Genomic DNA, 12,678 nt, shown 5'->3' on the forward strand with positions numbered 1-12,678 from the left:
TTGCTACCGATGGAATTATCCTCACTGACCGCCGTTTCCCCCGTTGATGGACGCTACGGTGATAAAGTCAGCGCACTGCGCCCCATTTTCAGCGAATACGGTCTGCTGAAATTCCGCGTACAGGTTGAAGTACGTTGGCTGCAAAAACTGGCGGCCTGCGCAGAAATCAAGGAAGTTCCCGCTTTTGACGCCGACGCAAACGCTTTCCTCGACAAAATCGTCGCGGAATTCAATGAAGAAGACGCTCAGCGCATCAAAACCATCGAGCGCACCACCAACCACGACGTGAAAGCGGTCGAGTATTTCCTGAAGGAAAAAGTGGCGGCGGTGCCTGCGCTGCACGCGGTGTCCGAGTTCATCCACTTCGCCTGCACCTCTGAAGACATCAACAACCTGTCGCACGCGCTGATGCTGCAAAGCGCCCGTCAGGACGTGGTGCTGCCTTACTGGCGCAAGATCATCGACGCGCTGAAAGGGTTGGCGCTGGAATACCGCGATATCCCGCTGCTGTCGCGCACCCACGGCCAGCCGGCGACCCCGTCGACCGTCGGCAAAGAGTTCGCCAACGTGGCTTACCGCATGGAGCGCCAGTACCGTCAGCTGGAGCGCGTGGAGATCATGGGTAAAATCAACGGCGCGGTCGGCAACTACAACGCCCACATCGTCGCTTACCCGGAAGTGGACTGGCACCAGTTCAGCGAGGCGTTCGTGACCTCGCTCGGCATCACCTGGAACCCGTACACCACCCAGATCGAGCCGCATGACTACATCGCCGAGCTGTTCGACTGCGTAGCGCGTTTCAACACCATCCTGATCGACTTCGACCGCGACATCTGGGGCTACATCGCCCTGAACCACTTCAAGCAGAAGACCATCGCCGGCGAAATCGGCTCTTCCACCATGCCGCACAAGGTCAACCCGATCGACTTCGAAAACTCCGAAGGCAACCTGGGCCTGGCCAACGCCGTGTTGGGCCACCTGGCGGGTAAACTGCCGGTGTCCCGCTGGCAGCGCGACCTGACCGACTCCACCGTGCTGCGTAACCTGGGCGTGGGCCTGGGCTACGCGCTGATCGCCTATCAGGCTACCCTGAAAGGCATCAGCAAGCTGGAAGTGAACCAGGCGCACCTGCTGGACGAACTGGATCACAACTGGGAAGTGCTGGCCGAGCCGATCCAGACCGTGATGCGCCGCTACGGCATCGAGAAGCCATACGAGAAGCTGAAAGAGCTGACCCGCGGCAAACGCGTGGATGCCGCCGGCATGCAGGCGTTCATCGATGGCCTGGCGCTGCCGGAAGAAGAGAAAACCCGTCTGAAGGCGATGACCCCGGCCAACTACATCGGCCGCGCCACCACCATGGTCGACGAGCTGAAGTAAGCGCTTTAGCCCGATAAAAAGGCGGCCCCTGGGCCGCCTTTTTGCTTATCATTCGCCGCGCAACACCTGCAGCTTGGCTATCTGCCGCCCCTGCGCATCGAAGTTGTCCGCGCTCAGCCAGCGCGCCAGCGCCTGCCGCACCGCCGGCCAACGGTCGGCGGTGATGGCGAACCAGTCGGTATCCCGGCTGCGCCCCTTGACGATCACCGCGAAGCGGAAGTTGCCCTCGTAGCGAAAACCGAAGCGCAGCGCGGCCTGGCGCGACGGCGCATTATGGCTGTCGCACTTCCACTCGCAGCGGCGGTAGCCCAGCGTGTCGAAGGCGTAACGCAGCAGCAGCGCGATGGCTTCGGTGGCGCTGGAGCGCTGTTTCATCAACGGCGACCAGCTGACGTGGCCGATCTCCAGCACGCCGTTGGCCTCGTCGATGCGCATCAGCGCCACCGTGCCCACCGGCGCGTCGCTGGCGGCGTCGAACACCGTCAGATTGACCAGCGCCGGGTTGGCCTGCAGCGTCTCCAGATGTTGCAGCATCGCCGCCGGCGTATCGGGCCGTTCGATAGACAGATAGGTCCAGTCGCGGCCGTCCGGCGCCAGTTGAAACGCCTCGAACAGCGCAGCGTAATCCCGCTGCGGCTCGAGCGGCGCCAGCGAGCAGAAACGCCCGCCGAGCGTCGCGCCGCCCGGGCGGCGAGCCGGCTGCCAATCCGGCATCGGTTCCCCGACCGGCTGACCATAACGATTCATTGCCATAAACGCCCTCCTGCGATTAACGGGAATAAACGATAAACGAGCTTCTTCTGCCGATTTTGTCGTACAGCGAGCGCGCCGGCGCGTTGTACTCCTGGGTCATCCAGTAGACCCGATCGCTGCCGCGCGTCTCTGCCAATCGGTATGCCTGTTCGAACAGCTTTTCCGACACCTTGTGGCCGCGCGCCTGCGGCGACACATAGAGATCTTCGATATAACAATAGCCGACCGCGCTCCAGGTGGACGGGTGGAACACCAGGTTCATCAGCCCCAGCAGCCGGCCCTCGGCATCCTCCGCCACCAGCCCGTACACCTGTTCATCCTGCCCCAGGCGTGCGAAGGTGCGATCGGTCACCTGCGGCGCCACGTCGGCGCGGTAAAAATCGAGATAGCCCTGCCACAGCGCCAGCCATTGCGCTTTGTCGTCGCCATTGATTCTGCGGATAGTCACTTCAGGGTTGGATAGGTTCATAGCGCCTCACGGAGTAAGATATTATTTCCATTAGGGAAATAATCGGATAGCGGCAGAATACACCGCACGGCGGCGGTGCAATACGGACCAATTCAAAACGCAGAGCAGACCAATTTTAGCCGTCGCTTGCCACCGACAGCGCGTTGAACACCTGCGCCAGCGTCGCGATAAAGCGCACGATCTCATCCGGCGTATAGGCCGAGAAGCCGAGCACCAACGCCCCGCGCTGCGGCGTGCCGGTGTAGAAGTCCGCCAGGCCGTACAGCCGAATCCCTCGCTCGGCGGCCGCCGCCACCAGCCGCCGCTCCGTCGCCGCATCCGCCAACGGGCAAACCAGCTGCAGCCCGCCCTGCGGCAGCGCCGGGCGCGTCCAGGCCGCCAGGTGACGATGCACCGCGTCGTACAGCGCGTCCAGCCGCGCCTTGTACAGCGTGCGCATATTACGCAGATGCTCGGCGTAGCCGCCCTCGTGCAGGAAGTGGAACAGCGTCATCTGCGCCAGCGCCGACGTGTAGCCGTCCTGAAACTGCCTGGCGGCGACCAATGGCCGCACCAGCTGCGGCGGCGCGATCATGAAACCGATGCGCAGCCCCGGAAACAGCGTCTTGCTGAAGGTGCCGAGGTACAGCGTGCGCCCACCGCCGTCCAACCCCTGCAGCGCCGCCTTGGTTTGCCGGTCGTAGTTGAACTCGGCGTCGTAATCGTCTTCGATGATCCAGGCTCGCTGCCGCTGCGCCCACTGCAACAGCGCCAGCCGCCGATCGAGGCTCAGCGAATACCCCAGCGGATAGTGATGGGACGGCGTGATGTAAACGCCCCGTCCGCCGCCCGAGGCCTGCATCAGCTGCCCGACATCCAGCCCCTGCTCGTCGATGCCGATCGGCCGCGCCTGCAGCCCCGCCGACTGCACCAGCTTTTTCGCCCCCTGGTAACCCGGCTCTTCGACGAACACCGCATCGCCAGGATCGAACAGCACCTGGGTACACAGCGCCAGCGCCTGCTGAGAGCTGGTCACTACGATCACCTGCTCCGCCGTCGCCTTGACGCCCCGCTCCCGCTGCAAGTAGTGCGCGATCTCCGCGCGCAGCTCCGGCAGCCCTTGCGGATCGGCATACCCCAACAACCGCTCGCCGTGCTGCCGCAGCGCCTGTTTCTCCCGCTGCAGCCACTGGTCGATGGGAAACGCCCGCAGATCCGCCAGCGAAGGCGTCAGCGAAGCCTGGCGGCTGGTGTGCGGCGTATGGCTGACCGCCAGCAGCGCCCGGCCGCGGTCGCTCAGCTCGCGCTCCGCCAGCCGCGCCTCTTGCCCCGTCGCCGTCGCCAGCAGTTCGCGGCCGAGCAGCGTGTCGCAGCGATAGCGCACAAAGCTGCCGCGCCCCACCGTTCGGCTGATGAACCCTTCCGCCTCCAGCCGAGCGTAGGTCTGTTCCACCGTGTCGCGCGCCACCGCCAGCCGGGCCGCCAACGCACGGCTTGGCGGCAGCTTCGTCCGCCAGGGCAGTTCTCCGGCGGCAATCAGCTGCAACAGGGCCTGATGCAGCGCCGAACGCCGGGTCAGGCCTTGCCGGCGCTGCTGCGCGAAGGCGGCCAGTATCGCCGCGTCGTCCGCGTGTCGTGGGGTGTCGCTCATGGGGGATATTTCTCCTGGCTCTGGGGGCCGACGCACTACTCTACCTCATTTCGCTCCGGCGGCGGCAGTTGCGCTGCCCGGCGAAATCCCCTTAAATAAGCCATCGCATTGCGGCTACAGGACTTCCGTCGGCTATGAGCAAGGAGACCAACCAGCGTCTGCTGGACAAACTGCAGCAGGATCTGGCCAGCGCGGGCGCGATGCCGCTGTATTTGCGCTTCAACGCCTCGGTACGCCAGGCCATCGAGCAAGGGTTGCTGAATTCGGGGGATTTTCTGCCCAGCGAACGCCTGTTCACCGAACGGCTCGGCATCTCGCGCATCACGGTGCGCAAAGCGCTGGCCTGCCTCGAACAGGACGGCATCATCGGCCGTTCGCGCGGTTACGGCACCTTTATCCAACCGCAACGGCCCGAGCCGAAGCTGTTCTATTCATTGGCGGACGTCAAAGGATTCTCGCGCGAGGTGATACAGCAAGGGCGCCGGCCGGACACGCAATGGATCAGCCGCGAACGGATGCCCGCCGGCGCTGAACTGGCTGAAAAGCTCCAGCTGGCGGCCGGTACGCCGATCTACAAACTCAAACGCATTCACTTGATCGATCGGCGGCCAATGTCGGTGGCGGTGTCCTACGTGGTGGTGACGGCAATTGCCAACGTCGACGAGATCGGCATTTCGCTGTACGACTACTTCCGGCGCAATAAGGTTGAGATGGGATCGCTGCGCAGCCAGGTCAGCGCGGCGATGGCCGACGACGATATCCGTCAGGCGCTGCGGCTCTCGGAGCCGATGCCGCTGTTGATCGTGCGCCAGACGCTGTTCGACCACCATAAAAAGCCGATCGAATACAGCGAAAGCTTCTGCCGCAGCGACATGTATGAATTTACCAGCGAAAGCTGATCCGTTGCGTCACGCGGTCGCTTACGCCTCGCCCTGTCGGCGGCGACGAAAACGCGCGAACGCCTGAACGTAAGCCTCGATATCCAGCGGATTCACCCGTTTTAACTCCGCCAGCAATCCGGGTTCGATCGCTTCTGCGCCGTGCAGCGCGCCGCAAATCGCGGTGGCCATCGCGCCGATGGTGTCGGTGTCGCCGCCCAGATTGGCGCACAGCACGGCGCACCGGGTAGGATCGGTTTGCGCCAGCTGCACCATCGCCAGCGCTGCGGGCACCGACTCGATGGTGCCCACCCCGGCGCCGATCAGCTGATACACCCGTTCGGAGGCCTGCTCGGTGTCAGCGGCTTCATCCACCACCTGAAACGCCAGTTCGATGCGCGCCGCCAACGAAGGGCTGAACGTCGTCTCCTGCCGGCGCTGGGCATACTCCGCCACCCCCGGCAACGCCAGGCGAATCGAGGCCCAGTCCGCCCCCTCCACCGCTCGCGCGACGGCCCAGGCGATCGCCACGGCACCGGCGACGGCGATGTCGGATTTGTGCGTCGGGCTGGAAGCCAGCCACACCTGCTGGCAGAAATCCTCCAGCGGCGCGGAAGGCAGCACGCAGCCCAAAGGCGAAATGCGCATCGCCGCACCGTTGGTGATGCCGTTGTTTTCCAACTCGGCGATCGGCGTGCCCGCTTTCTGCTCGCTCAGCGCCAGTTTGGAACTGGGGCCGAGAATGTTCTTGTTGAAGGCGTCAAAACCGTCCACCCAGCGGATCACGTTGCGGGCAATCAGTTCCGGCACCACCTCGCCTTCCGCTTCCAGCAGCGCATCGGCCAGCGCCAATGCCATCGCGGTATCGTCGGTATATTGCCCGGCCTTGAAGTAGCAGGCGGCGGTATTCTCCTTCGGCCCATCGAGAAAGCCGTCTATCCAGCCGAAGTGGCGCTTAACCCGCTCGCGCGGCCACAGCTCGGAAGGCATGCCGAGCGCGTCGCCCAGCATCTGTCCGTAAAGTGCGCCCGCTATGCGTTCTGCCTGGGTTAACTGCTTCATCCGTCGCTCCTGAGAAAATATGCCGATACATCAATAATACCTTATTAGTACCTTTAAAGCTTTTCAAGCGATCCGATTCACCCTTCCGCCTGCCGGCAATGCCCACCGCGTTTAAGGTGCGTTTAACGTTGCCCCGCCGCTGTTTATCCGACGTTTATCAGAGCTTGCCGATAATGTCGGCGAACAAATTGATAACGCTTATTTTAATACATTGCTTCGGCTCTCTTGCGGGCCGAGCGGGTTATACCTACCATAACCTCAGCATTTTTTGCCAAAATGGTTCAGGTGGCCGCGTTATCCCCTGACACGCCGCAGAGCGTGTTCCCTTTTATCGCGTGGGTGACAGGACGTTCACCCGCACAGTCACAGGAGTTCGCCATGCGAGTACTGGTTGTTGAAGATAATGGTTTGCTGCGCCACCACCTTTCCGTTCAGATGCGCGAAATGGGCCATCAGGTCGACGCGGCCGAAGACGCCAAGGAAGCCGATTACTTCCTGCAGGAACACGCGCCGGATATCGCCATCGTCGATCTCGGCCTGCCGGGCGAAGACGGGCTGAGCCTGATCCGCCGCTGGCGCGCGCACCAGACCAAGCTGCCGATCCTGGTGCTGACCGCCCGCGAAAGCTGGCAGGACAAAGTGGCGGTGCTGGAAGCCGGCGCCGACGACTATGTCACCAAGCCGTTCCACCTGGAAGAAGTGATCGCCCGCATGCAGGCACTGATGCGCCGCAACAGCGGCCTGGCTTCGCAGGTGATCGTGCTGCCGCCGTTCCAGATCGATCTGTCGCGCCGCGAACTGAGCGTTAACGATCAGCAAATCAAGCTGACCGCTTTTGAATACACCATCATCGAGACCCTGATCCGCAACGCCGGCAAGGTGGTGAGCAAGGATTCGTTGATGCTGCAACTCTACCCGGACGCCGAACTGCGCGAAAGCCACACCATCGACGTGCTGATGGGCCGCTTGCGTAAAAAGGTGCAGGCGGAATACCCGCATGAAGTGATCACCACGGTACGTGGCCAGGGCTATCGTTTTGACGCGAAGTGAACATGATGTTCAACAAGAATAAAAAACCGTTTTCGCTGCGCGCCCGCTTCCTGATGGCGACCGCCGGGGTGATCCTGGCGCTGTCGCTCTCTTACGGTTTGGTGGCGGTCGTCGGCTACATCGTCAGCTTCGACAAGACCGCCTTCCGCCTGCTGCGCGGCGAGAGCAACCTGTTCTTCAGCCTGGCGCAGTGGAAAGACAACAAGCTCACCATCGCCATTCCCCCCGATATCGATCTCAACTTCCCGACGCTGGTGTTTATCTACGACGATAAAGGCAACCTGCTGTGGAGCCAGCGCAAAGTGCCGGAGCTGGAGAAACTGATCAACAAGGAGTGGTTGGAGGAGTCCGGCTTCTACGAAATCGACACCGACACCCGCGTCAGTAGCGAAGTGCTGGGGGACAACCCCAAAGCGCAAAACCAGCTGAAAGATTACGACGATACCGATCAGAACGCGCTGACCCACTCGGTGGCGGTCAACACCTATGCCGCCACGCCTCGGCTGCCGGCGCTGACCATCGTGGTAGTCGACAGCATTCCGCAGGAGCTGCAGCGATCCGACGTGGTGTGGGAGTGGTTCAGCTACGTGCTGTTGGCCAACCTGCTGCTGGTGGTGCCGCTGCTGTGGCTGGCGGCCTATTGGAGCCTGCGGCCGATCAAGGCGCTGGTCACTCAGGTGGGCGAGCTGGAGAACGGCGAGCGCGATCAGCTCGACGAAAATCCGCCCAGCGAGCTGCGCGGGCTGGTGCGCAATCTGAACATTCTGGTGCGCAACGAGCGCCAGCGTTACACCAAGTATCGCACCACCCTGTCGGATCTGACCCACAGCCTGAAAACGCCGCTGGCGGTGCTACAAAGTACCCTGCGTTCGCTGCGCAGCGGCAAACAGACCACCATCGAAGAAGCCGAGCCGATCATGCTGGATCAGATCGGGCGCATCTCGCAGCAGATCGGTTACTACCTGCACCGGGCCAGCATCAACTCCGGCCAGACGGTGCTGACGCGCGAGATCCACTCGGTGCCGGCGCTGCTCGACAGCCTGGTGGTGGCGCTGAACAAGCTTTATCAGCGCAAAGGGGTAGTGATCACGCTGGACATCTCGCCGGAGGTGACCTTTATGGGCGAGAAGAACGACTTTATGGAAGTGATGGGCAACGTGTTGGAAAACGCCTGCAAATACTGCCTGGAGTTCGTTGAGATCACCTCGCTGCACTCCGAGAAAAACCTCACCATCGTCATCGACGACGACGGCCCGGGGATCCCGGAAAGCAAGCGCCAGCTGATCTTCCAGCGCGGCCAGCGGGTGGATACCCTGCGCCCCGGCCAGGGCCTGGGCCTGTCGGTGGCGGCGGAGATCATCGAGCAGTACGACGGCGAAATCGTCATCAGCGACAGCCCGCTCGGCGGCGCGCGCATGCAGGTCACCTTCGCCCGCCAGCACGACACCCACCACAACGAGTAAATTATGCCTCTGCGGCCCCGATCCACGGGGCCAAACTTCCGTTATAATCGCACTCAGGCTCACTCCTCTCTCCTGGAATAGAACATGGATTATCAATTAGACCTGGACTGGAACGATTTTTTGCAACGTTATTGGCAAAAGCGTCCGGTGATTCTGAAGCGCGGCTTCAAAAACTTTATCGATCCGATCTCCCCGGATGAGCTGGCCGGGCTGGCGATGGAAAACGAAGTGGACAGCCGCCTGGTCAGCCACCAGGACGGTCGTTGGCAGGTTGCGCACGGCCCCTTCGAGAGCTTCGACCACCTGAGCGAAAACAACTGGTCGCTGCTGGTGCAGGCGGTGGACCACTGGCATGAGCCTTCCGCAGCGCTGATGCGCCCGTTCCGCCAACTGCCGGACTGGCGGATGGATGACCTGATGATCTCCTTCTCGGTACCGGGCGGCGGCGTCGGCCCGCACCTCGATCAGTACGACGTGTTCATCATTCAGGGCACCGGCCGCCGCCGCTGGCGCGTCGGGGAAAAAACGCCGCTGAAACAGCACTGCCCGCATCCGGATCTGCTGCAGGTGGAACCGTTCGACGCCATCATCGACGAAGAGATGGAACCGGGCGACATTCTCTATATTCCGCCGGGCTTCCCGCACGAAGGCTACGCGCTGGAAAACGCGCTCAACTACTCGGTGGGCTTCCGCGCACCGAACGGCCGCGAGCTGGTGAGCGGCTTCGCCGACTACGTGCTGGCGCGCGAGCTGGGCAGCAAGCGCTACGGCGATCCGGACGTTAAACTGCGCGAACACCCGGCGGAGATCCTGCCGCAGGAAGTGGACGCCTTACGGCAGATGATGCTGGATCTGGTGCAACAGCCGGAACACTTCCAGCACTGGTTCGGCGAGTTCATCTCCCAGTCGCGCCACGAGCTGGATCTGGCGCCGCCGGAGCCACCGTATCAGGCCGGGGAAATCTACGAGCTGCTGCAACAGGGTGAAGCGCTGCAGCGCCTGGGTGGGTTGCGCGTGCTGCGCGTCGGCGATCGCTGCTTCGTCAACGGCGAGCTGATCGACACCGACCAGCTGCAGGCCGCAGACGCCCTGTGCCAAAACTTCAGCGTCGATGCCGCCCTGCTCGGCGACGCGGTAGACGACCCGTCGTTCCTGGCGCTGCTGACCGCGCTGGTCAACAGCGGGTATTGGTACTTTAACGACTGATTGCCGTCACGCGAACAAGCCACCCTGCCGGGTGGCTTTTTTTATGCCTGCCGCGCCTGCGCGCGATAATCCGCCAGTTCCCCCGCCGCCATGCCCGCCTGCTCCGCCGCCGCACAAATCTGCCGCCAGGTATTGGCATCGATCGGGATGCCCTGCTCCAGCCGCGCAGCGCGGTTGGCCTCTTCCCACTCTCCCGGGACGGCGATCGGCTGTTCGCCGCTCGGCGGCGAAGCTTTCACCCAGCCGATAAAGGCTTCGGCTTCGGCCTGCATTTGCGGGGCGTCGAAGGCCTGCGGATCGAGGATCAGGGTCGTCATGCAGTTGAAGATGGCGTCGCTGCCGGCTTTCAGCGTGGCGTCGTGGGTGGTGCGGCCGCCGGAGAGCGCGCCGCCGAGGATTTCGCACATCGCCGCCAACGCATAGCCTTTGTGCAAGCCGAACGGCAGCAGCGAACCGAACGGCGCTTCGTGCATCACTTTCGGTTCGGTGGTCGGCTGCCCGTGTTCGTCGATCAGATAGCCCGGCGCCACCGACAGCCCTTTGTTATAGGCCACCCGGGTCTTGCCGAAGGCGATACCGCTGGTGGCAAAATCCAACAGCAGCGGCGTGCGGCCCGGCCGCGGGAAAATGGCGCAGAATGGGTTGGTGCCGAAGCGACGATCGCTGCCGCCGAACGGCGCCACCATCGGATCGCCCACCACGTTGACGAAGTGAATCGAAATGAAACCGGCGCGAGCGCACTGCTCCGCCCAATGGCCGATACGGCCGATATGGTGCGCGTTGTGCAGCGCCACCGCCGCCAGGCCCAGCTTGCCGGCGCGTTCAATGCCCAGCGCCATCGCTTCGCTGGCCACCACCTGACCGAAGCCGCGCGCACCGTCGAGCGTCAGCACCGCGCCGGCGTCGCGCACCACCTCGGCATGCTGATTGAGCTGCAATTGCCCCTGCGCCAACGACGCCATGTAGCTGGGGATCATGCCGACGCCGTGCGAGTCGTGCCCGGCCAGATTAGCCTGCACCAGATGATCGGCCACCAGCTCGGCTTCGCGCGCCGTGCTGCCGGCCTGGCGCCAAATCGCCTGAACGAACTGCGCCAAATGCGGGCTGGCGATACGGTATTCGGTGCTCATCATGCGGTCCTTATGCGTGGGGAATAGGCTTCCACACTATGAGCAACGCCTTGTTACGGCAAGCGATTATGCCGATCGCAAGCGTCCCGTTTACCGCGCCCGCTCGGCGGCCAGCGCCGCGATGCGCATGATCACCGCCACCGCTTGCTCCATGCCTTCCAGGGTCACGAATTCGTGCTTGCCGTGGTAGTTGTAGCCGCCGGTGAACAGGTTCGGGCACGGCAGGCCGCGGAACGACAGCTGCGCGCCGTCGGTGCCGCCGCGGATCGGCTTCATCACCGGTTCGATGTCGCAGTCGCGCATCGCCTGCTGCGCCAGCGCGATCACATGCGGGTGCTCCGCCACCTGTTCGCGCATGTTGTAATAGCTGTCTTCGATGCTCACTTCGATATAGCAATCGCGCGGCAGGCCTTTGCCGACCTCGCGGGCGATGTCCACCATCTTGCGCTTGCGCGCTTCAAACCCCTCGCGCTCGAAGTCGCGCAGGATATAGTGCATTTCGGCGCGCTCTACGCTGCCCTTGATGCTGCTGAGATGATAAAAGCCCTGGTAGCCTTCGGTGGTCTCCGGCGCTTCGTCCGCCGGCAGCGCCTGATGAATGCAGGTAGCCAGCGACAGCGCGTTGACCATCACGCCCTTGGCGCTGCCGGGATGCACGCTGTTGCCGAGGATTTTGATCGTCACCGAGGCGGCGTTGAAGTTCTCGCACTCCAGCTCGCCGACGCCGCCGCCGTCCACGGTATAAGCCCATTCGGCATTGAAGGCCGCCACGTCGAACAGCTGCGCCCCCTTGCCCACCTCCTCGTCCGGGGTGAAGGCCACGCGGATGTCGCCGTGCGGGATTTTGCGCGCACGCAGGCGCACCATGGCGGTGAGGATCTCGGCGATGCCGGCCTTGTCGTCGGCGCCCAGCAGCGTTTTGCCGTCGGTGGTGATCAAGGTCTGCCCCAGCATCTGGTGCAGGATCGGGAACATCACCGGCGACAGCACTTCATCGCCGATGCCGAGCGCGATGTCGCCGCCGCGATAGTTCTCGACGATCTGCGGATTGACGTGTTTGCCGCTGAAATCCGGCGAGGTATCCAGATGGGCGATAAAACCGACCGCCGGCACCGGCCAGGCGACGTTGCCCGGCCAGGTGCCCATCACGCAGCCGTGTTCGCTGAGCGACACCCGCTCGAAGCCGAGCGCGATCATTTCCTGCTGCAACGCACGCGCCAGCTTCAACTGCCCGTCGGTGCTCGGCACATGCTTTACGTTCGCTTTGGACTGGGTGTCGAAAGAGACGTAGTTGAAAAAGCGGTCAAGTAATTTGTCCATGGTAGCGGCCCCTCAGAATATCGCGTTTCATTATGCGGAACCGATCAGGATCAAATATTGCGTCAGGTCATTTTTAACCAGAATTCGCCAATATCATTAATCTTTGTGATGATTTCTGAGGGAAATAACACTGTCATCACAGGGTCATTTGTCGCTATCATGATGAAAAACGCGGCATCTGGGCCGGATCGGCTTTCAATTCCGGCATTCAGCGTCTATCATGCGCGCTCGAAAAATTTCCATTGGCGCAACTGGTTTGAGCTTCATTTGATCAGCGGGCATTCCGCAAGCTCCGGCAGTCTTTTCCAGTTGCGGTTCTATCTGCATTAGCCCACGG

At 62.6% G+C, this 12,678-nt stretch carries 12 protein-coding genes; 6 read left to right on the plus strand and 6 right to left on the minus strand.

Annotated features, from left to right (window positions below; genetic code table 11):
- Positions 1-9 precede the first annotated feature (9 nt).
- The gene (gene purB / locus ACUXAC_RS09300; RefSeq protein ID WP_033638215.1) at positions 10-1,380 is read left to right on the plus strand and encodes an adenylosuccinate lyase; all 1,371 of its coding nucleotides are present in this window, start codon (positions 10-12) and stop codon (positions 1,378-1,380) included.
- Positions 1,381-1,428: 48 nt separating this feature from the next.
- Here the strand turns inward: purB and ACUXAC_RS09305 are convergent, their stop codons facing one another.
- The 3 genes from ACUXAC_RS09305 to pdxR form a co-directional block, all read right to left on the minus strand.
- Positions 1,429-2,133, minus strand: coding sequence for a GNAT family N-acetyltransferase (locus tag ACUXAC_RS09305; RefSeq protein ID WP_197769351.1), 705 nt, complete (start codon positions 2,131-2,133; stop codon positions 1,429-1,431).
- Positions 2,134-2,149: 16 nt separating this feature from the next.
- Positions 2,150-2,602, minus strand: coding sequence for a GNAT family N-acetyltransferase (locus ACUXAC_RS09310; RefSeq protein WP_100396292.1), 453 nt, complete (start codon positions 2,600-2,602; stop codon positions 2,150-2,152).
- A 115-nt stretch (positions 2,603-2,717) separates the two neighbouring features.
- Positions 2,718-4,232 (minus strand): MocR-like pyridoxine biosynthesis transcription factor PdxR, encoded by a 1,515-nt coding sequence (pdxR, locus tag ACUXAC_RS09315; RefSeq protein ID WP_060440161.1) that lies wholly within the window; start codon positions 4,230-4,232, stop codon positions 2,718-2,720.
- Between the two features lie 134 nt (positions 4,233-4,366).
- Here pdxR and ACUXAC_RS09320 point away from each other — a divergent pair, with 134 nt between their 5' ends.
- A complete protein-coding gene (locus ACUXAC_RS09320) occupies positions 4,367-5,131 on the plus strand; it encodes a GntR family transcriptional regulator (RefSeq protein ID WP_038877791.1) in 765 nt (254 codons plus the stop codon).
- A gap of 21 nt (positions 5,132-5,152) precedes the next feature.
- On the opposite strand, the gene ACUXAC_RS09325 is transcribed toward ACUXAC_RS09320, so the two are convergent.
- The gene (locus ACUXAC_RS09325) at positions 5,153-6,172 is read right to left on the minus strand and encodes an ADP-ribosylglycohydrolase family protein (protein WP_100396290.1); all 1,020 of its coding nucleotides are present in this window, start codon (positions 6,170-6,172) and stop codon (positions 5,153-5,155) included.
- A gap of 378 nt (positions 6,173-6,550) precedes the next feature.
- On the opposite strand from ACUXAC_RS09325, the gene phoP reads away from it, so the two are divergent.
- The 3 genes from phoP (at position 6,551) to ACUXAC_RS09340 (ending at position 9,891) form a co-directional block, all read left to right on the plus strand.
- Positions 6,551-7,222, plus strand: coding sequence for a two-component system response regulator PhoP (phoP, locus tag ACUXAC_RS09330; protein ID WP_004941169.1), 672 nt, complete (start codon positions 6,551-6,553; stop codon positions 7,220-7,222).
- 5 nt (positions 7,223-7,227) lie between these two features.
- On the plus strand, positions 7,228-8,685 hold the full coding sequence (phoQ, locus tag ACUXAC_RS09335) for a two-component system sensor histidine kinase PhoQ (RefSeq protein ID WP_454266709.1): 1,458 nt from the start codon (positions 7,228-7,230) through the stop codon (positions 8,683-8,685).
- 84 nt (positions 8,686-8,769) lie between these two features.
- On the plus strand, positions 8,770-9,891 hold the full coding sequence (locus ACUXAC_RS09340) for a ribosomal protein uL16 3-hydroxylase (protein WP_033638200.1): 1,122 nt from the start codon (positions 8,770-8,772) through the stop codon (positions 9,889-9,891).
- A gap of 41 nt (positions 9,892-9,932) precedes the next feature.
- Here the strand turns inward: ACUXAC_RS09340 and ACUXAC_RS09345 are convergent, their stop codons facing one another.
- The gene (locus tag ACUXAC_RS09345; protein WP_060419349.1) at positions 9,933-11,021 is read right to left on the minus strand and encodes a malate/lactate/ureidoglycolate dehydrogenase; all 1,089 of its coding nucleotides are present in this window, start codon (positions 11,019-11,021) and stop codon (positions 9,933-9,935) included.
- 90 nt (positions 11,022-11,111) lie between these two features.
- Positions 11,112-12,341: a peptidase T gene (pepT, locus tag ACUXAC_RS09350; protein ID WP_342121277.1), complete on the minus strand. Its 1,230-nt coding sequence runs from the start codon at positions 12,339-12,341 to the stop codon at positions 11,112-11,114.
- 57 nt (positions 12,342-12,398) lie between these two features.
- Between pepT and ACUXAC_RS09355 the strand changes: the two genes are divergently transcribed.
- Complete coding sequence (locus tag ACUXAC_RS09355) at positions 12,399-12,671, plus strand: hypothetical protein (protein WP_126179550.1); 273 nt, start codon at positions 12,399-12,401, stop codon at positions 12,669-12,671.
- Positions 12,672-12,678: the final 7 nt, after the last annotated feature.

The organism is Serratia sp. 121840015-1, assembly GCF_053627655.1.